This window comes from Pseudomonas poae, from assembly GCF_001439785.1.
Taxonomy (GTDB): domain Bacteria; phylum Pseudomonadota; class Gammaproteobacteria; order Pseudomonadales; family Pseudomonadaceae; genus Aquipseudomonas; species Aquipseudomonas poae.
Window position 1 is genome coordinate 46,540 of record NZ_JYLI01000025.1, and the last position, 19,522, is coordinate 66,061.

The 19,522-nt window shown below is 61.1% G+C and carries 21 protein-coding genes and 1 pseudogene; 9 read left to right on the forward strand and 13 right to left on the reverse strand.

Annotated features, from left to right (window positions below; translation table 11 throughout):
- The first annotated feature begins 223 nt into the window (after positions 1-223).
- Positions 224-988 (forward strand): sulfate transporter CysZ, encoded by a 765-nt coding sequence (gene cysZ, locus TU75_RS23535; protein WP_060550298.1) that lies wholly within the window; start codon positions 224-226, stop codon positions 986-988.
- A gap of 54 nt (positions 989-1,042) precedes the next feature.
- Complete coding sequence (locus TU75_RS23540) at positions 1,043-2,245, forward strand: glycosyltransferase family 4 protein (RefSeq protein WP_060550299.1); 1,203 nt, start codon at positions 1,043-1,045, stop codon at positions 2,243-2,245.
- Here TU75_RS23540 and TU75_RS23545 read toward each other — a convergent pair.
- The 7 genes from TU75_RS23545 to rplU all read right to left on the reverse strand — a co-directional run bounded on the left by TU75_RS23545 (position 2,214) and on the right by rplU (position 7,745).
- Positions 2,214-3,317: an NADH:flavin oxidoreductase gene (locus TU75_RS23545; protein WP_003230850.1), complete on the reverse strand. Its 1,104-nt coding sequence runs from the start codon at positions 3,315-3,317 to the stop codon at positions 2,214-2,216. The genes TU75_RS23540 and TU75_RS23545 overlap by 32 nt on opposite strands.
- A 111-nt stretch (positions 3,318-3,428) precedes the next feature.
- Positions 3,429-3,911, reverse strand: coding sequence for a glutathione peroxidase (locus TU75_RS23550; protein WP_003230852.1), 483 nt, complete (start codon positions 3,909-3,911; stop codon positions 3,429-3,431).
- A gap of 100 nt (positions 3,912-4,011) precedes the next feature.
- Positions 4,012-4,476: a CreA family protein gene (locus TU75_RS23555; RefSeq protein ID WP_032869812.1), complete on the reverse strand. Its 465-nt coding sequence runs from the start codon at positions 4,474-4,476 to the stop codon at positions 4,012-4,014.
- Positions 4,477-4,491: 15 nt separating this feature from the next.
- Positions 4,492-5,610, reverse strand: a complete 1,119-nt coding sequence (gene proB / locus TU75_RS23560; protein ID WP_003230854.1) for a glutamate 5-kinase — start codon at positions 5,608-5,610, stop codon at positions 4,492-4,494.
- Positions 5,611-5,723: 113 nt separating this feature from the next.
- A complete protein-coding gene (gene cgtA / locus TU75_RS23565; protein ID WP_003230855.1) occupies positions 5,724-6,947 on the reverse strand; it encodes an Obg family GTPase CgtA in 1,224 nt (407 codons plus the stop codon).
- 194 nt (positions 6,948-7,141) lie between these two features.
- Complete coding sequence (rpmA, locus tag TU75_RS23570) at positions 7,142-7,399, reverse strand: 50S ribosomal protein L27 (RefSeq protein WP_003176049.1); 258 nt, start codon at positions 7,397-7,399, stop codon at positions 7,142-7,144.
- Positions 7,400-7,430: 31 nt separating this feature from the next.
- Positions 7,431-7,745, reverse strand: a complete 315-nt coding sequence (gene rplU, locus TU75_RS23575; protein ID WP_003230856.1) for a 50S ribosomal protein L21 — start codon at positions 7,743-7,745, stop codon at positions 7,431-7,433.
- A gap of 239 nt (positions 7,746-7,984) precedes the next feature.
- Between rplU and TU75_RS23580 the strand changes: the two genes are divergently transcribed.
- From TU75_RS23580 to TU75_RS23590, 3 genes are all read left to right on the forward strand, one after another.
- Positions 7,985-8,953: a polyprenyl synthetase family protein gene (locus tag TU75_RS23580; protein ID WP_015372944.1), complete on the forward strand. Its 969-nt coding sequence runs from the start codon at positions 7,985-7,987 to the stop codon at positions 8,951-8,953.
- 194 nt (positions 8,954-9,147) lie between these two features.
- Positions 9,148-9,489, forward strand: coding sequence for a zinc ribbon domain-containing protein YjdM (locus TU75_RS23585; protein ID WP_003230858.1), 342 nt, complete (start codon positions 9,148-9,150; stop codon positions 9,487-9,489).
- Positions 9,490-9,649: 160 nt separating this feature from the next.
- Positions 9,650-9,907 carry a PA4570 family protein gene (locus TU75_RS23590; RefSeq protein ID WP_003230859.1) on the forward strand — a complete coding sequence of 86 codons (258 nt, stop codon included), beginning with the start codon at positions 9,650-9,652 and terminating at the stop codon, positions 9,905-9,907.
- A 129-nt stretch (positions 9,908-10,036) separates the two neighbouring features.
- Here TU75_RS23590 and bamJ read toward each other — a convergent pair whose 3' ends face one another.
- On the reverse strand, positions 10,037-10,654 hold the full coding sequence (bamJ, locus tag TU75_RS23595) for a BamJ family beta-barrel-assembly machinery protein (RefSeq protein ID WP_003230860.1): 618 nt from the start codon (positions 10,652-10,654) through the stop codon (positions 10,037-10,039).
- 387 nt (positions 10,655-11,041) lie between these two features.
- Here bamJ and TU75_RS28705 point away from each other — a divergent pair.
- Positions 11,042-11,971: pseudogene (locus TU75_RS28705) on the forward strand (methyl-accepting chemotaxis protein); the annotation flags it as partial.
- A complete protein-coding gene (locus TU75_RS28710; protein ID WP_370671324.1) occupies positions 11,963-12,826 on the forward strand; it encodes a methyl-accepting chemotaxis protein in 864 nt (287 codons plus the stop codon). The pseudogene TU75_RS28705 and the gene TU75_RS28710, both read left to right, overlap by 9 nt.
- A 638-nt stretch (positions 12,827-13,464) precedes the next feature.
- Here TU75_RS28710 and TU75_RS23605 read toward each other — a convergent pair.
- Positions 13,465-13,833, reverse strand: a complete 369-nt coding sequence (locus TU75_RS23605) for a glyoxalase superfamily protein (RefSeq protein WP_003230862.1) — start codon at positions 13,831-13,833, stop codon at positions 13,465-13,467.
- A gap of 159 nt (positions 13,834-13,992) precedes the next feature.
- Here TU75_RS23605 and TU75_RS23610 point away from each other — a divergent pair, with 159 nt between their 5' ends.
- Positions 13,993-14,373, forward strand: a complete 381-nt coding sequence (locus TU75_RS23610; protein ID WP_015372946.1) for a lysozyme inhibitor LprI family protein — start codon at positions 13,993-13,995, stop codon at positions 14,371-14,373.
- 25 nt (positions 14,374-14,398) lie between these two features.
- Here the strand turns inward: TU75_RS23610 and TU75_RS23615 are convergent, their stop codons facing one another.
- The 4 genes from TU75_RS23615 to TU75_RS23630 form a co-directional block, all read right to left on the reverse strand.
- Positions 14,399-15,844, reverse strand: coding sequence for a SulP family inorganic anion transporter (locus tag TU75_RS23615; RefSeq protein ID WP_060550300.1), 1,446 nt, complete (start codon positions 15,842-15,844; stop codon positions 14,399-14,401).
- Positions 15,845-15,991: 147 nt separating this feature from the next.
- Positions 15,992-16,888 (reverse strand): LysR family transcriptional regulator, encoded by an 897-nt coding sequence (locus tag TU75_RS23620; RefSeq protein ID WP_060550301.1) that lies wholly within the window; start codon positions 16,886-16,888, stop codon positions 15,992-15,994.
- Between the two features lie 31 nt (positions 16,889-16,919).
- Positions 16,920-17,510: an NADPH:quinone oxidoreductase MdaB gene (mdaB, locus tag TU75_RS23625; RefSeq protein WP_060550302.1), complete on the reverse strand. Its 591-nt coding sequence runs from the start codon at positions 17,508-17,510 to the stop codon at positions 16,920-16,922.
- Positions 17,511-17,634: 124 nt separating this feature from the next.
- Positions 17,635-18,399 carry a sulfite exporter TauE/SafE family protein gene (locus TU75_RS23630; protein WP_060550303.1) on the reverse strand — a complete coding sequence of 255 codons (765 nt, stop codon included), beginning with the start codon at positions 18,397-18,399 and terminating at the stop codon, positions 17,635-17,637.
- A gap of 158 nt (positions 18,400-18,557) precedes the next feature.
- On the opposite strand from TU75_RS23630, the gene TU75_RS23635 reads away from it, so the two are divergent.
- Complete coding sequence (locus TU75_RS23635; RefSeq protein WP_060550304.1) at positions 18,558-19,466, forward strand: LysR substrate-binding domain-containing protein; 909 nt, start codon at positions 18,558-18,560, stop codon at positions 19,464-19,466.
- Positions 19,467-19,522: the final 56 nt, after the last annotated feature.

Consider the following 19,522-nt stretch of genomic DNA (forward strand, 5'->3'; position numbering starts at 1 on the left):
AGCACTTGGGGAAGGCTTGAACTCGCAGATCCTGAAAATGATGGGTGCAGCGTATAGAGGGGGGCAAGATTAAGGAAATACGCATTAACAATCCAGCTCATAGGTGGTCTCTATGCAGTCGGCTCTACTCATCGACGGCTTTGTTACTGCTGATGTTGCCGCTTTCGACTTGCGTACAAAGTCGGTAAGGTCGGCGCGTTCGTCATCCTGCTCGGAGTTCACCATGCCCGCTCCTGTTCTTTCCGGCCCGCAATACCTGCGCGAAGGCCTCAAACTGGTATTGAGCCCCGGGCTACGCCTGTTTGTGCTGCTGCCGCTGGCGATCAACCTGGCGCTGTTCGTCGGCTTGATCTATTTCGCCGGCCATCAGTTCAGCCTGTGGGTCGATCACCTGATGCCAACACTGCCCAGTTGGCTGAGCTTCCTGAACTACCTGTTGTGGCCGCTGTTTGTGGTGCTGGTGGTGCTGATGGTGTTTTTCACTTTTACCATGCTCGCCAATATCATCGCGGCGCCGTTCAACGGTTTTCTGTCGGAGAAAGTCGAAGTGGTGGTACGCGGCACCGACGACTTCCCGGCGTTCAGCTGGGGCGAGTTGATCGCCATGGTCCCGCGCACCCTGACCCGGGAAATGCGCAAGCTGGGCTATTTCCTGCCCCGCGCCATCGGGCTGTTTATCCTGTCGTTCATTCCCGTGGTCAACCTGATCGCAGCGCCGCTTTGGCTGCTGTTCGGCGTGTGGATGATGGCGATCCAGTACATCGACTACCCGGCCGACAACCACAAACTGGGCTGGAACGAAATGCTCGCCTGGCTGCGCCAGAAGCGCTGGCAGAGCATGAGCTTTGGCGGGGTCGTCTATCTGGTGCTGCTGGTCCCGGTGGTTAACCTGCTGATGATGCCGGCAGCGGTGGCCGGCGCCACGTTGTTCTGGGTGCGCGAACAAGGGGCCGAGGCGATGGCGGCGCAGCCGATCACTCGGTCATAAATCCATCATCCACGCGACACATTGACGACATGGCCCACGGCGACACTGTGGGTCATGACGACAGCCTCGCTCCACATCACACTGATCACCGAAACCTTCCCGCCAGAAATCAACGGGGTGGCCAATACCCTTGGCCGCCTGTGCGACGGTTTGCGCGCGCGTGGCCATGTGGTCGAACTGGTGCGCCCGCGCCAGGGCATCGACCAGTGCCGGCCCAGCGACGACGAACTGCTGCTGTGCCGCGGCTGGCCGTTGCCGGGCTACCCGGGCCTGCAATGGGGCCAGTCGTCGATGCACAAGCTGTTGCGACGCTGGACGCGCCAACGCCCGGATGTGCTGTACATCGCCACCGAGGGGCCGCTGGGGCTCTCGGCGTTGCGCGCGGCGCGGCGCCTGGGAATCAGCGTGGTGAGTGGCTTTCACACCAACTTTCAGCAATACACCAACCGCTACGGAATGAGCCTGCTGAGCAGGATGGTCACGCATTACCTGCGCTGGTTTCATAATCGCTCGGCCCTGACCCTGGTGCCCAGCGCCAGCCAGCGCCTGGAGTTGGAACGTCGGCAGTTCGAACGTCTGGGAATGTTGTCGCGCGGGGTCGACAGCCAACTGTTCCATCCCGCCAAACGTGACTGCACGCTGCGTGAAACCTGGGGCCTGGAGAACGACGACATTGCCGTGCTGCACGTGGGGCGCCTGGCTGCGGAGAAAAACCTCGGGTTGCTCAAACGCTGTTTTGAAGGGTTGCAGGACAGCTATCCCGCTCGACGCATGAAGCTGATCATCGTGGGCGACGGCCCGCAACGCGCTGTACTGGAACGCGACCTGCCCGAGGCGGTGTTCTGCGGCACCCGGCGTGGCGAAGAACTGGCGCGCCATTACGCTTGCGGCGATCTGTTCCTGTTTCCCAGCCTGACTGAGACCTTCGGCAATGTGGTGCTCGAAGCCATGGCCTCGGGGCTTGGTGTGGTCGCGTATGACCAGGCGGCGGCCACCCAGCATATTCGCCACGGCTACAACGGCGTACTGGCCATGCCTGGCGATGAGGGCGCGTTCTGCGAAGCGGCCACCTGGCTGCTGGAAGAACGCGAAACCTTGCGCAGGGCGCGCCTGAACGCGCGCCAGCATGCGAGTCGCCAGGGATGGACGGCGATTATCGAGCAGTTCGAGCGCCAGTTGCGGGGGGTGTGCAAGGAGCCGCATCCGTCGCCGCTCCTTACGCCCTTTACACCAGGGTCGTCAGCGCCTCACGACTGAACGGCAGGATATCGCCCTCACGCCCTTCACGCACCTTCACCGCCCACTCCGGGTCCACCAGCAGGGCACGACCCACGGCCACCAGATCGAATTCGCCGTTGTTCAGACGCTCGAGCAGATTTTCCAGGCTGGCGGGCTGCGCGACCTTATCGGTGTTGACCATGAACTGCAGGAACTCGCCATCCAGGCCGACGCTGCCCACGGTGATAGTAGGCTTGCCCGTGAGCTGACGTGTCCAGCCAGCCAGATTGAGGTCGGAGCCTTCGAACTCCGGCTCCCAGAAGCGACGGGTGGAGCAGTGAAAAATATCCACGCCGGCGTCGGACAACGGTTTGAGGAATTCACCCAGCGCCTCGGGGGTTTGCACCAGACGCGCGGTGTAGTCCTGCTGTTTCCACTGCGAGAAACGGAAGATGATCGGGAAATCCGGGCCCACTGCGGCGCGGGTGGCCTGGATCAACTCGATGGCAAAACGCGAACGGTTAGCCAGACTTCCTCCGTATTCGTCGGTGCGCTGGTTGCTGCCCTCCCAGAAGAACTGATCGACCAGATAACCATGGGCACCATGGATTTCCACGCCATCCATGCCAATGCGCTGGGCATCCCTGGCGGACTGGGCGAAGGCGTCGATCACGTCCTTGATGTCCTGAACGGTCATGCCGTGGACGACCACCTTGCCGTCCTTGAGTTTTTCCATCGGGCCGTAAGCCGGCACGCTGGCGTCAGGCTCGGTGCCCGGACGACGTACACTGCCCACGTGCCACAGTTGCGGGACGATCTTGCCGCCTTCGGCATGGACAGCGTCGACCACCTGCTTCCAGCCGGCCAGGGCGGCTTCGCCGTAAAAATGCGGGACGTTGGGGTAGCCGTTGGAGGCCGGGTGACCGACCACGGTGCCCTCGCTGATGATCAGGCCCACGCCAGCGGCGGCGCGGCGGCGGTAGTACTCGATAACCTTGGCGTTGGGCACGCCGCCCGGGGAAAAGGAACGGGTCATGGGCGCCATGACCACGCGGGTCGACAGTTGCAGCGTACCGAGTTGGAAGGGTTTGAACAGGGCTTGGACAGACACGGCACACTCCACGAAAGACGGGTTTATGACGTGGATAATATGGGCCATGCCGCGCGCCGCACAGCACTATTGATAGGAGTGATTGAAGTCCAGAAGCGAGCGAAGTGTGACTCAGCTCAGGGCTTTTTCGATGGCCTGGACGATTGCCGGGTCTTCCGGCGGGGTACGTGGCGAGAAACGCGCCAGCACGCGTCCATCTTTGCCCAACAGGAATTTCTCGAAGTTCCAGGTGATATCCCCGGGAAACTCGGCGCCCTCGCCCGCCAGCAAGCGGTATAACTGGTGACGCTCAGGGCCGTTCACGTCGAGCTTGCTGCCCAGGGGAAACGTGACGCCGTAATTCAGACTGCAGAACTGGCTGATCTCTTCGTCGGTGCCCGGCTCCTGCCCCGCAAACTGATTGCACGGCAGGCCCAGCACCGTGAAACCCTGGCTCTTGTACTGCTGATAGAGGTTTTCGAGCGCCGCATATTGCGGGGTCAAACCACATTTGGAGGCCACGTTGACCACCAGCACCACTTGCCCCTTCAAGGGTGCCAGCGGCAGCTCTTGACCGTCCAAAGCTTTGAGTTTCAGGTCGTGGAAAGCACTCATGACGAACTCCAGATATCCATGTTCTTTGCGTTGCACAGATTCGAGATTACAGACCGCGAGCCTGCAATCATAGACACCGCTGACAAAACTCGCCCGCCGGTTACTGAGCGGTTGGCCACGGCAGAATCGGAATCGCAGTGACCGCATTCTGCGGGCTGCCCTCGATCAGGCGGTCGCTGTAGACCAGATACACCAGGGTATTGCGCTTCTTGTCGAGAAAGCGCACCACCTGCATGGTCTTGAACACCAGCGAGGTGCGCTCCTTGAACACTTCGTCGCCATCCTTGAGATCGCCCTTGAAGTGGATCGGCCCGACCTGACGGCAGGCAATCGAAGCTTCGGCGCGATCTTCGGCCAGACCCAGGCCGCCTTTGACACCGCCGGTCTTGGCGCGGGACAGGTAGCAGGTCACGCCATCGACCTTGGGGTCGTCAAAGGCTTCGACAACGATACGGTCGTTGGGGCCGACAAACTTGAACACTGTCGACACCTGGGCGATTTCTTCGGCTGAGGCCACCAGCGGTGTGAGCAACAACAGGCCGAGCACGCACTTCATTAAACGCATCGTGTATTCCTTTGATTAAACCAGGATCAGGTTGTCGCGGTGAACCAGTTCCGGCTCGGCCATGTAACCCAATACTCCGACAATGGCGTCAGACGATTGTCCAATAATCTTCTGCGCTTCCAGGGCACTGTAGTTGGCCAGGCCCCGGGCGATTTCGCGACCATCAGGCGCTACACACACCACCATCTCGCCACGGCGGAAGCTGCCCTGCACCCGTTTGACGCCCACCGGCAACAGGCTCTTGTTGCCCTGGGATAAGGCCGAGACCGCACCGGCGTCCAGCACCAGGGTGCCACGGGTTTGCAAATGCCCCGCCAGCCACTGCTTGCGCGCCGCCAGCATGCCGCGCTCCGGCGACAGCAGTGTGCCGATGCGCTCGCCGGCCTTGAGGCGATCCAGCACGCGCTCAAGGCGCCCGCCAACGATGATGGTGTGAGCACCGGAACGCGCCGCCAGGCGAGCGGCGCGCAGCTTGGTCTGCATGCCGCCACGGCCCAGGGCGCCGCCGACGCTGCCGGCGACCGCGTCCAGCGCGGGGTCGTCCGCGCGCGCCTCATAAATAAGCTGCGCGTCGGGGTTGTTGCGCGGGTCGGCGTCGAACATGCCGTCGCGATCGGTCAGAATCACCAGCAAGTCGGCTTCGACCAGATTGGCGACCAGCGCGGCCAGGGTGTCGTTGTCGCCGAAGCGGATTTCGTCGGTGACCACCGTGTCGTTCTCGTTGATCACCGGGATCACCTTGAGCTCCACCAGTGCGCGCAAGGTGCTGCGGGCGTTGAGGTAGCGCTTGCGGTCGGACAGGTCGTCATGGGTCAGCAGGATCTGCGCCGTATGGCGACCGTGCTCGGCAAAGCTCGATTCCCAAGCTTGCACCAAGCCCATCTGGCCGATGGCGGCGGCGGCTTGCAGTTCATGCATCGCGCTGGGTCGCGCGGTCCAGCCGAGGCGGCTCATGCCGGCAGCAACGGCGCCCGAGGACACCAGCACCAACTCCACGCCCGCTTCATGCAAGGCCACCATCTGCTCGACCCAGACGCTCATTGCTGCGCGATCCAGACCTTTGCCATCCGCCGTCAGCAGCGCACTTCCGATCTTTACGACCCAGCGCTGCGCGCCTGTCACTTTGCTCCGCATCATCTTCAACCTTAGAGTGAGGGCTGCACGCGACCCAGCGCCGCCCATAACGTTATACCCGGATACTAAAACGCCGCTCTACAAGGAGCGGCGTTCAAGTTTATCGCAACGAATCAGTCGCGCACGTAAATGATTTCCGGACCGTCCTCATCATCCACGTCTTCCTCGTCCCAATCGTCGTCGCCGATGTCATGGACCGACTTCACGCCGCTGCGGCGCAGGGCACGCTGGTCGTCCAGGGCCTGCAGCTGGGCGCGGGCTTCGTCTTCGATCTGCTGGTCGAGCTCGGCGAGTTCGGCCTTGAACACCGGGTCAGCCGCCAGGCGGTCGGCGCGGTCTTCCAGGTAGCGCATGATGTCGCGGGTCAGGCGCTCGGTGCCTTCTTTGGCGATGGCCGAGATCACGTAGACCGGACCTTCCCACTCCAGGCGGTCGACGATTTCCTTGACGCGCTCCTCGTGCTCTTCTTCAAGGATCTGGTCGCACTTGTTCAACACCAGCCAGCGATCACGCTCGGCCAGGGCCGGGCTGAACTTGGTCAGCTCGCTGACGATCACTTCGGCGGCATCCGCAGCGCTGGTTTCATCCAGCGGCGCCATGTCAACGAGGTGCAGCAGCAAACGGGTGCGCGACAAGTGCTTGAGGAAACGAATACCCAGGCCTGCACCATCGGAAGCGCCTTCGATCAGGCCGGGGATGTCGGCGATCACAAAGCTCTTCCAGCGGTCGACGCTGACCACGCCCAGGTTTGGCACCAGGGTGGTGAACGGGTAGTCGGCGACTTTCGGCTTGGCGGCCGAGACCGAGCGGATGAAAGTACTTTTGCCGGCGTTCGGCAGGCCCAGCAGGCCCACGTCCGCCAGTACCTTCATTTCCAGCTTGAGGTCGCGCTGCTCGCCTGGCTTGCCCGGTGTGGTCTGGCGCGGTGCACGGTTGGTGCTGGACTTGAATCGGGTATTACCCAGACCGTGCCAGCCACCCTGCACGACCATCAGCTTCTGGCCGGCCTTGGTCAGGTCGCCGATCACTTCCTGGGTGGCCGAGTCGATAATGGTAGTGCCCACCGGTACACGCAGCACCAGGTCTTCGCCTTTTTTACCGGTGCAGTCGGTGCTGCCGCCGTTGGAACCACGCTCGGCATCGAAGTGCCGGGTGTAACGGTAGTCGACCAGGGTGTTGAGGTTTTCGTCGGCCATCATGTAGATGGAACCGCCGTCACCGCCGTCACCGCCGTTTGGGCCACCGTTTTCAATGAATTTTTCGCGACGGAAACTCATGCAACCGTTACCGCCGTCGCCTGCTTTTACTCGGATGGAAACTTCATCAACGAACTTCATAACAAAACGCCTCTCGCCGCACGGGCGAGCTTAAGAAACCAAGACATAAGACTCTTGCAAAAATGAGCGCAGCGACCTCAAGCAACGACCGCACATCCTGCTGCTCTCGCCCATGACAAACAGCTTTGCAAGAGACTCACTCCACAAACGAAAAAGCCCCGTCGCAAGACAGGGCTTTTCCAGCGATCTCGCAATTAAGCTGCGACAACGCTCACGTAACGGCGGTTGAACGCGCCCTTTACTTCGAACTTGATCACGCCTTCGATTTTAGCGAAGAGGGTGTGATCCTTGCCCATGCCAACACCGTAACCGGCGTGGAATTGGGTGCCGCGCTGACGCACGATGATGTTGCCCGGAATGATTTTCTGGCCGCCATACATCTTCACGCCAAGGCGTTTGGCTTCTGAGTCGCGACCGTTACGGGTACTACCACCAGCTTTTTTGTGTGCCATGAGTCAATTCTCCTAGTGAGGAATTAGGCTATTAAGCCTGAATACCGGTGATTTTGATCTCGGTGTACCACTGGCGGTGGCCCATACGCTTCATGTGGTGCTTACGACGACGGAACTTGATGATGCGGATTTTATCGTGACGACCTTGGGAGATCACTTCAGCCACAACGGTAGCGCCAGCAACAACTGGAGCGCCGATGTTCACGTCATCGCCATTGGCGACCAACAGAACGCGATCAAAAGTAACGGATTCGCCAGTAGCGATTTCCAGTTTTTCGATCTTCAGGTATTCACCTGGGGCGACTTTGTATTGCTTGCCACCAGTAACAATTACTGCGTACGACATGGTATTTCTCCGATAATCCTGCTCACCCAGCGCTTTATAAGAAGAGGTATTGGCTGGCATGGCTGCATGGGATGGACGTCCCGAATGCAATTGCGTAAGGCAGGTGCTGCCCAGGAAGTTCAGGGTGCGCGATTGTACGCAAGGTAAATGGGTGTTGCAAGGGGCCGTCCATCGCGCCTTGACACCCGGGGGTCAGGGTCCTAGCATGCCGCGCAACCCTTCTGGAGCGACTGTCGCTGATGCAACCCCAAGCTTTCTACCGCGCGGTCGCGGACGATTTTAGCGCCGTCGACGGCATCATCAAGCAGCAGCTTACCTCGAAAGTGCCGCTGGTCTCCAAAATTGGCGACTACATTACGTCGGCCGGCGGCAAACGCCTGCGTCCTTTATTAGTGTTGCTGTGCGGCAAGGCGCTGGGCCGCGAAGGCGATGACTTGCGCCTGCTGGCCGCCACCATTGAATTCCTGCACACCGCCACCCTGCTGCATGACGACGTGGTCGACATGTCTGGCATGCGCCGTGGCCGCGAGACCGCCAACGCCATGTGGGGTAACGCGCCGAGCGTGCTGGTGGGCGATTTCCTGTATTCGCGCTCGTTCGAGATGATGGTCGAGCTGGGTTCGATGCCGGTGATGAAGATTCTGTCACAGGCCACGCGCATCATCGCCGAAGGTGAAGTGTTGCAGCTGTCCAAAGTGCGCGACGCCAGCACTACCGAAGAAACCTATATGGAAGTGATTCGCGGCAAAACCGCGATGCTCTTCGAAGCTTCGACCCACAGCGCCGCTGCGTTGTGTGGCGCAACGGCTGAACAAGCCGAAGCCCTGCGTACCTTTGGCGACCACTTGGGTGTAGCGTTCCAACTGGTGGACGATCTGCTCGACTACCGTGGCGACGCCGAAACCCTGGGCAAGAATGTCGGCGACGACCTGGCCGAGGGCAAGCCGACACTGCCGCTGATCTACACCATGCGCGAAGGCACGCCGGAACAGGCGGCACTGGTGCGCAAGGCGATCCAGAAAGGCGGGATTGAAGACCTCGAAGCTATCCGTGCTGCGGTAGAAGCCTCGGGCTCCCTGGAGTACACCGCACAGCTGGCGCGCGACTACGTGGCCCGTGCCATCCAGTGCCTGGAAGCCCTGCCAGCCAGCGAATACCGGGATGCCCTGGTCGAGCTGAGCGAGTTTGCGGTAGCCCGTACGCACTGAGCAATATCTGCGAGCGCAGGCTTGTGTGGGAGCTGGCTTGCCTGCGATAGCATCACCTCGGTACATCTGACACATCGCGGTGCCTGCATCGCGGGCAAGCCCGACTCCCACAAGGTTCCGAGGCGCCCCCCCAACCTGCAATAAACCCTATATAATGTGCGACTTTTAGCCACCCTGACTCTCAAGGAGCTTTAGTGAGCACGTTGCCACCCTGCCCAAAATGCAATTCCGAGTACACCTACGAAGACGGCGCCCAGCTGATCTGCCCGGAATGCGCCCACGAGTGGTCCGCCAATGGCGAGGCCGAAGTGGCGGGCGACGAAACTGTGAAGAAAGACTCTGTGGGCAATGTCCTGCAGGACGGCGATACCATCACCGTGATCAAGGACCTCAAAGTCAAGGGCACGTCGCTGGTAGTCAAGGTCGGGACCAAGGTCAAGAACATCCGCCTGTGTGACGGCGATCATGATATCGATTGCAAGATCGACGGTATCGGCCCGATGAAACTCAAGTCCGAGTTCGTGCGCAAGGTCTGAACCTGCCTCTTCCATCCCGCAGCCACTGCGGGATGGCGTTTCGCCCTCTTTGCTGACGCAGCTCAATACCCACACAGAAAAAAATACAAATCGCCAATAGGCACTTGCCATTCCACGAATAAGAATTATTCTCATTGAAACCCATCAAGGAGAATGAACCATGACTTATTTGATCGATGCCTGGCTGGACCGCCCGCACCCCTATCTGCGAATCCTCCATCGGGAAACCGGCGAAGTGTGCGCGGTGCTGGAAGAGGAAGCGCTCAATGAGCTACAGGACCAGGGCGACCTGGACGTGAATGGTCTGAGTTCGAGTGAACCGGGTGTACTGAAGGAAGTGGTGCGCAACCTGTTTCTGTTCTGCTATGCGCGGGCATTGCGCCCGACGACGGAGCTGCATGGCAGGTTTCACCCGTGAACCAAAAACGGGATGCTGCGCCCTCTGTGGGCGCCGGGCTTGCCCGCGATGCAGACAACTCGGCCTGAAGTAGCACCGAGGTGATGCCATCGCAGGCAAGCCAGCGCCCTCATGAAGCAAAAGCAGGTCTTACAGAACGTCGAGCAACTCGACATCGAATACCAGCACGCTGTGCGGCGGAATGCTGCCAACGCCTTGAGCGCCGTATGCCAGTTCGCTCGGCACGTACAGGCGCCATTTGCTGCCGGCATTCATCAGTTGCAGGGCTTCGGTCCAGCCGGCGATCACGCCGCCCACCGGGAATTCCGCAGGCTGGCCGCGCTCGTAGGAGCTGTCGAACACAGTGCCGTCGATCAGGGTGCCATGGTAGTGGGTACGCACCTGGTCTTCACGGCTCGGCTTGGCGCCGTCACCCTGGGTCAGCACTTCAAATTGCAAGCCGGACGCCAGGGTAGTAATGCCGTCACGCTTGGCGTTTTCAGCCAGGAACGCCAGACCAGCGCCAGCGGCTGCTTCAGCCTTGGCAGCCGCTTCGGCTTGCATGATTTCGCGGATGACCTTGAAGCTGGCGGCCATTTGCTCCTGGTCGACACGGCTTGGCTTGCCTGCGAACGCGTCGGTCAGGCCGGCCAGGATGGCGTCCAGGCTGACGCCCGGTGGCGGGTTGTCGCGCAGTTGGTCGCCCAACTGACGGCCGATACCGTAGCTGACGCGGGTTTCGTCGGTAGACAGATTAACGTCGGACATGAAAAGGCTCCGCTGTGGGACCACGCAATGTGCCGCGCCGTCCACAATTAAAAGGGCCCGCAGACTAGCATAATAAGGGCAACTGGGGATGCGCCCTTGCGGAGCATCGCCGCCCCCTTTTAGTGCTTTTTTGTCGCATCGCAGATAAAAACCCTACAGATTTTTCTTTTGCCGCCGATAGAGAGCTACACCTTGGCTGGCTCAAAAAACAACATCATCCAGCAGACAGACATTTTTCTTGCGGAGCAATCGATGAACAGCTGGTTCGGTAACATCAGCGTAAACCTCAAACTCGGCCTGGGCTTCGGCCTGGTGCTTGTCCTCACGTCGATCCTGGCACTCACCGGCTGGACCAGCCTGGGCGGCCTGATCGACCGCAGCAACTGGATGAGCGATATTACCCAGCTTAATGCCTCCCTGACCAAACTGCGTATCGTGCGCCTGCAATACATGCTGGCCAACGGCGACGAGACCGTTGCTCAAAACGTGCAAACCAACCTGGATGCCTTCACCGCCCAGCAGCAAAAGCTGCTCGACAGCTTCAAGAGCCCGGAAAACCTCAAGCTGCTCAACGCGCAGAAAACCGTGATCACCGCCTATCAGCAGTCGCTGAACAAAATGCGCGAGGCCTACCGCAACGGCAACGCTGCACGCGAAATGATGGGAGACAAGGCCGACATCGCCAACGCGCAGATCAACGCCCTTGATGCCAACGTGCAGCAGATGCCCGACAGCCCGGAACGCTTCACTCAGTACCAGGCCGTGGTCAACGCCAAGACCGAACTCCAGCAGGCCCGTTACGAGGTGCGAGGCTATACCAACAACGTCAATGCAGAGACCGAGGCCCGTGCTGCCGCTCAGATCGACAAGGCCATCAGCAGCCTGAAGAATCTCAGCGCCGCCTTTGGCAGCAGCCAGCAAACCGCGCTGAGTTCTCTGGAAACCGCGCTGGGCGCCTATCGCAGTGCCGTGCAGAGCTATAAGGCAGCGAATGCCAACATCGTCAGCGCCCGCGCCGAAATGACCACTCAGGGCGCCGATATCGTCACCATCAGCGAAAAGCTCTACGAGATCCAATTGCAACGTCGTGACGCCGAAAGCGCCCAGGCCCGCAGCCTGCAGTTGATCAGCACGCTGCTGGCCCTGCTGGTTGGCATCATTGCGGCGCTGGTCATCACTCGCCAGATCACCCGTCCACTGCAGGAGACCCTCGCCGTGGTCGAGCGCATTGCCTCCGGCGACTTGAGCCACAATATCCAGGTCACCCGTCGGGACGAGTTGGGTGTGTTGCAACAAGGCATCCAGCGCATGGGCACCACCCTGCGCGAGCTGATCAGCGGCATTCGCGACGGCGTGACCCAGATCGCCAGCGCTGCCGAAGAGCTGTCGGCCGTGACCGAGCAGACCAGCGCCGGGGTCAACAGCCAGAAGATCGAGACCGATCAGGTCGCCACCGCCATGCACGAAATGACCGCCACTGTGCAGGAAGTGGCGCGTAACGCCGAGCAGGCTTCACTGGCTGCCGCCGATGCGGACGGTCAGGCCCGCGCCGGCGACAAGGTGGTGGCCGAAGCCATCGCCCAGATCGAACGCCTTGCCGCCGAAGTGGCACGTTCCACCGACGCCATGTCGCATCTGCAACAAGAGAGCAACAAGATTGGCAGCGTGATGGACGTGATCAAGGCCGTGGCCGAACAGACCAACCTGCTGGCACTCAACGCGGCGATTGAAGCGGCACGTGCCGGTGAAGCCGGTCGTGGGTTTGCGGTCGTGGCCGACGAAGTACGTGGCCTGGCCCAGCGCACGCAAAAATCCACCGAGGAAATCGAAGGCCTGGTCGCCGGTTTGCAGAACGGCACCCAGCAAGTGGCCAACGTGATGAACAACAGCCGCAGCCTCACTGACAGCAGTGTCGAGCTGACGCGCAAGGCCGGTGCCTCCCTGGAAAACATCACCCGCACGGTGTCGAACATCCAGTCGATGAACCAGCAGATTGCCGCGGCGGCAGAACAGCAAAGCGCGGTGGCCGAAGAGATCAGCCGCAGTATCGTGAATGTGCGTGACGTGTCGGAACAGACCGCCACGGCAAGCAACGAGACGGCCAAGTCGAGCGTTGAGCTGGCTCGATTGGGCAGCCAGTTGCAGCAGATGGTCAGTCACTTCCGCGTTTGACTCAGCAAAAAGCCGCCTCGGGTTTAACCGAGGCGGCCCCACTTCTCAGACCTTACAGGTCGTCGAAGCTGTCCCGCAGGAATGCCCATGCGTGATAAATACGCAGCGCATTCACTACGAGGTTCCACGTACGTCGTGCAAACTTAGACATACTCGGCCCTCCGTGAGTTGGGCCTTACCTCCAGCGCACTTACCGGAACATGTGAGCCTTCAGATGCGGGTCAATGCGTCCTTGAGGCGGCCGGGTTGATGGTCCTCCCGCATAAATCCGGCACGGATTACTAGCCCGTGGCGGTCGGCCCAGAATTTGCGCGCGCACCCGGCACACCTGAAAGAGACAAACGTAGAACGGGGAGAATCCTAACGAACATTCAGGTTTGAGGTGTTTCCAGAAAACGTTAAATATGCAGTATTGCCCACCAGTTTATTGCAAGTTTTTGCAGCGACTGATCGCAAGAAAATCAATAGCATCCACGCCCAATGCAACCGTCACTCAACCTTGCGCGATGACATTAGCGTCAGTAGTATTCGTCTGCAGGTCAATGTGTCCTTGAGTTCGCAAGCCCCAGCCACTAACTGGGATTGCAATAAAAAACCGCCCCTACCCAGGCGGTTTTTTATTGCCTGCGATTTACCTCTCAGGCCTCGCCTTCCTCGACAAACACCAGGCGATTTCCAAACGGGTCCTTGATGCTCATTTCCCGCGATCCCCAGGGCGTTTTTTCAACGCCGGGCTTGGCGAACCGGTAGTCTCTGGCCTGCAACTGCTGCTGGTAAGCGTCCAGCCCTTGCGTCTGAATCCGCACCGCCGCCCCCGGCGACGCATCGCCATGGTGCTCTGACACGTGCAGCACACACTCCCCCAGCGACACCTGCAGGTACAGCGGATAATTCGCTTCGAACCGATGCTGCCAATCGACCTTGAAGCCCAGGAAGTCGACGTAGAACTCCAAGGCCTTGGCCTCGTCGAAACTCCGCAGGATGGGGATGACTTTTCCTAAGTGCATGACGACCGCTCCGTGTAAAAGAGCGCCCACTATAGAGGCGAAAACCCACGAAGAAAATTCGCCAGGAGATGGGCTGACCGCTCGCTCGGACTTGCCCGAAACTCGCACGCTGTCTGCGAGTCATAGAATGCAACGCCACTCACGCACGGGAACCCGACCATGATTCGTACATCTTTTGCCGTCAGCGCCCTGCTTCTGGCGCTTTGCGGCGCAGCCTCAGCCGCCGACAATCCTGCGCTGAAAAAATGCATGGACAGCGCCGAAACCACCCTCGCCATGGTCACGTGCAATGTCAAGGAAACCAAGGTGCAGGATGCGCGCCTGAACAGGGCCTACAAGACCGCACTGGATGCACAGGAAGGTGAACGCAAGCAGCAGCTGCAAGACGTGCAGCGCCTGTGGATCAAATACCGCGACGCCAATTGCGCCTTCGTCGGCAGCGCCACCGGCGGCACCATCGATCAGGTCAACGGCTCCGGCTGCGTGCTGGACATGACCCAGACCCGCGCCCAGGAACTCGAAGACCTGGTTGGGCCGTAACTGGCTGGTCCATAAACAGACACGCTCAATCGTGATGCACTTTCGCCCGCTTGAGCAGCTTCTTGCAGCGCTCCGACAGGTGCAGCACGCGCACATGCTTGCCGGCCTTGGTGTAACGCTCGCGCAAGGTCATCAGCGCGGCAATCGCTGAGTAATCGACAAAGCTCAGGTGACGGCAATCGAGCGTCACCTGGGCCGGGTCGTTGGCCGGGTCGAATTGATTCAGGAACGGCGTGGTCGAGGCAAAGAACAAGGTGCCGTGCAGCCGATACAGCTTGCTGCCATCCGCCTCCAGGTGCTCATCGGCATACAGCTCGCGAGCCTGCTGCCAGGCGAAGTTCAGCGCCGCGATCACGATGCCGCACAGCACGGCCGTGGCGAGGTCCGTGAACACCGTGATCACCGTCACCGCAATGATCACCAGCACATCATTGACCGGCACCTTGTTGATCACCCGCAAGGAGGCCCAGGCAAAGGTCTGCTGGGACACCACGAACATCACCCCCACCAGCGCCGCCAGCGGGATGCGTTCGATCAAGGGCGACAGAAACAGAATAAACAACAGGATCATCACCCCGGCGAACACGCCGGAGAATCGCCCGCGCCCGCCGGAACTGAGGTTGATCACGGTTTGCCCGATCATCGCGCAGCCGCCCATGCCGCCGAACAGGCCCGAGACCATGTTCGCCGCGCCCAGGGCAACGCTTTCGCGGTCCGGGTAGCCTCGGGTCTCGGTGATTTCGTCGGTGAGGTTCAGGGTGAGCAGGGTTTCCAGCAGGCCGACCATGGCCATCAGAAACGCATAGGGCGCGATGATGCCGAGGGTTTCCAGGTTCCAGGGAATCTGCGGCAGCGCAAAGGTCGGCAGGCCGCCGGCGATGTGGGCCATGTCGCCCAGGGTACGGGTGGGCAGGCCGAGCAGGTACACCGCCAGGCCCACGCCGAGGATGGCCACCAGCGCCGGCGGCACCGCGCGGGTCAGGCGCGGCAGCAGGTAGACAATCGCCATCGTCGCCGCCACCAGGCCGATCATCACGTACAGCGGCGTGCCGCTGAGCCAGTGTTCGCCACGCTTGAAATGCTCCAGTTGCGCCAGCGCAATGATGATCGCCAGGCCATTGACGAACCCCAGCATCACCGAATGCGGCACCATGCGCACCAGCTTGCCCAGGCGCAGCACGCCGAAGGCGACCATGATCAGCCCGCCGAGCAGCACCGTGGCCAGCAGGTACTCCACGCCGTGCTGCACCACCAATGCGACGATCACCACCGCCATCGAGCCCGCCGCACCGGACACCATACCGGGCCGACCGCCGAACAAGGCGGTGAGGGTGCAGATGATGAAGGCGCCATACAGGCCCATCAACGGGTTGAGATGGGCCACCAGGGCAAAGGCGATGCACTCGGGCAGCAATGCGAAAGACGTGGTGAGGCCGGCCAGGGCGTCGGCGCGCAAACGGTTAAAGGTCATGGAGGTACCAGGGAGTTGCGGGGGAGTCAGGCGGGGAATGGTACGGAAATGTGCTCGCAGGGGCCAGTGAAGATATGACGACAGGTGGCCCGAGGCGCCCCTTCCGTCGGCGAACCCCTGCCCTTATTTGACGGGATTCACCGTCTGTCAGCAGGCATAGCGCGCCAGCTTGGCCTGGATAAAATCCAGGAAGCACTGGATGCGCAGCGCCAGTTGCGAGTTGCGGTAGAACACAGCGTGGATCGGCTGACGATACCCGCTGTTGAACGCCTCCAGCACCGGCACCAGGCGCCCCGCGCTGATATCTTCGCCGGTCATGAAATTCGACAGGCAGGCAATACCCTGCCCTTGCAGCGCCAGGTGCCGCAGGGTTTCGCCGCTGGACGCGACGATGGCAGGCTGGATCAGCCAGCGGTCGCCCTCCACATGGCGCAGCGGCCAGTGGTTGAGGGTCTCGGTCTGGCTGAAGCCCAGCAAGGTGTGCTGCGCCAGGTCAGCGACACTGGCCGGCGTGCCATATCGCTTGAGGTAGGCCGGGCTGGCCAGCACATGCAGCGGCGTGCAACCAAGGGCGCGCGCGTGCAGGGTCGAGTCAGCCAGTGCGCCGATGCGTATGGCAATGTCGGTGCTGTGTTCCAGCAGGTCGATGATCAGGTCATCGCTGTTGAGCTCCAGCTGGATCTGCGGGTACAAGGCTCGAAATTCGGCAATGTACGGCACGATCCCATGCAGCATGAACGGCACCGCGGCATTGACCCGCAGCCGCCCGGCCGGGGTTTTCTGGCGCGACGACAGGTGCTCCTCCAGCTCATCCATCTGCGCCAGGATCCGCTTGGCCTGTTCGAAGAAGTACCGGCCCTCCTCCGTCAGGTCCATGCGCCGCGTGGTGCGGTTGATCAACGTGGTGTCGAGCTTGGCTTCCAGCCGCGAGAGCGTGCGGCTGACCGCCGAGGGCGTCTGCCCGACCTGCTCGGCCGCCGCCGAAATCGAGCCGCACTCGATCACGCTGACGAAAATCTGTAGCTCATCGGATCGGGCTTTCAAGGGGCGGTCCTCATGATCGGTCGACGCAAGCTTACACCGACAGGCGCAGCACCTGCGCCAGATGCTGCTCGTAGCGCGCCACGTCGGCGTCGATGGCCGGGCGTTTCATCACATCCACGCAGAGGAAGGTCGGCAAGGCGCTCATGCCGAGAAACTCATTGGCTTTGTGGAACGGGAAGTACACCGCGTCCACGCCCTTGGCTTCGAAGAAATCGGCCGGGTCGTCAAAGGCCTGCTGCGGCGCGTTCCAGGTCAGCGACAGCATGTAGTGTTTGCCCTGAATCAGGCCCCCGCTGCCGTACTTCTGCGAGGCATCAGAACGCGTGCGACCATCGCTGGCGTACAGGCTGCCGTGGCCTTCGGTGAAGACTTCATCGATGTATTTCTTGACGATCCACGGCGCGCCCATCCACCAGCCGGGCATCTGATAGATGATTACATCGGCCCAGAGGAACTTGGCCACTTCTTCGGCAACGTCATAGCCTTCGTTGATGTGGGTGACCTTGACGTCGAGGCCGCCACGGTCGAGCACGGCCACAGCGGCCTCATGCAGGGTGGCGTTGTAGCGGCCATCGGAATGGGCGAATTTTTTACCACCGTTGAGCAAAAGTACTTTTTTCATGGAAGGGGATCCTGAGGGTTATCAATACAGGCCGTCAGGCTATCGCTATCACCCGCCCGGAATAAGCGGCGGCAGAGCAAAATACAGTTGACCGGAACGCACGAATAAACCTCTATTCTTGAATTCAGTCGCTGGTCAACAGGTGTGCGCCCAGCAGGGAGATCCCGATGAAGAACACCCGTCTGAACAGCACCGCGCTGATGCGCTGGCGCACCGCCTGCCCCAGCCACATCCCCAGCAGCGCGGGCACCAGCGCCAACGACGAGGCGCTGATTTCGCCAGCGCCCAGGCTGCCGTGCCAGGCCAGGCCTGCGGCCAGTGCCAGGGTCGATACACTGAACGACAGACCCAGGGCCTGCACCAGTTGGTCGCGACTCAGGCCAAGTGCTTGCAGACAAGGCACCGCCGGAATAACGAAGACGCCGGTGGCCGAGGTGATGATGCCGGTGATCCACCCGCACAGCGGCGCCAGCCAGCGCTCGGTAGGCGGCGTCATCCTGAACGTGGGCAGGCACAGACCGCTGAGCGCGTAAATCAACAACGCCGCGCCCAGTGCGCGCACCACCCATTGCTCGGCACCCATACCAAGCCAAAGCGTGCCCAGCCCCGTGCCGAGGAAGATCAGCAGCAGCATCAGCCATAGACGCTTGAGCAGCGCATTCAAATGGCCGCCGAACGCCAGTTGCCAGAGGTTGGTCACCATTGAAGGGATGATCAGCAATGCGGCAGCCTGTGCCGGCAACATAGCCAGGCCGAGCAGGCCCATCGCAACGGTGGGCAGGCCGAGGCCGATAATGCCCTTGACCATGCCGGCCAGCAGGAAAGTACCGATCACCAGTGCCGTCAGGGCTGGGCCGAGGTGTTGATAGAACGCGAGGAAGGTGGTCATGGGGCGATTATGGGGACTTCCGGCCGGATCGAAAATGCGGCATATACTGAGGCTGCCTCTTGTTTTGTGTGAGGCTGAGGGCCTTATCGGGAGCAAGCTTCAAATATGGGAGGGGCTTGCTCCCGATAGCGTCAGCCCAGTCAACGGATACCCCAGCCATGCACTTTGACCTGATCGACCTGCGCCTCTACCTGCACATTCTCGACACCGGCAACATCACCGCCGGCGCCGCCCGCAGCCATCTGTCCCTGGCCGCCGCCAGTGCACGTATCCGCGCCATGGAAGCTTCGCTGGGCATTGCGTTTCTTGAGCGCGGCCGCCGTGGTGTCACGCCGACGCCCGCCGGCAAAGCCCTGGCCCGCCATGCACGACTGCTCCTGCAACAGGCTGACCACCTGCAACAGGACCTGGCGGCATACGCCAACGGCGTCAAAGGCCAGGTGCGCCTGTTGTGCAACACCACCGCTCTCAGCGAATACCTGCCGGAGCTGCTGGCGGCGTTTCTACGCGAACACCCCAACCTCGATATCGACCTGCAGGAGTTGCCGAGCCTGCGAATCACCCAGGCCCTGCGCCAGGGCACGGCGGACCTGGGCATCATCTCCGACGCGGTCGACACCCATGGCTTGCAAACCCTGCCCTTTCGCGATGACCCGCTGGTGCTGATCATGCCGCTGGATCATCCCTTGGCGGCCGCCCCGGTCAGCTTTATCGACAGCCTGCAACACACCCACGTCGGCCTGGCCGCCCATAGCGCGCTGGCGATCTACCTGGAGGAACAGGCACTGCACGCTGGGTTTCGTCTGCAAACCCGCATCCGCGCCGATGGCTTCGAGGGGCTGATGCGCATGGTGGCGGGTGGGGCAGGCATCGGCATCGTGCCGCAGGCCGCACTGGTGCGCGGGCCGTCGCCGTGCGACTTCAAGGCTCAGCCACTGGCGGAAGAGTGGGCCCGTCGTCGGTTGCTGTTGTGTGCACGCTCGTTCGAGCAGTTGCCGGGTTATGCCAAGGCGCTGTGGGATGCCTTGAGCAAGCCCCGCCCACATTTTGATCTTCATTCAACTTAAGGTTCTGTAATATCTGCCCCCTCAGCGTCCGGGGATGGGTTTTGTGTGCAACCCAT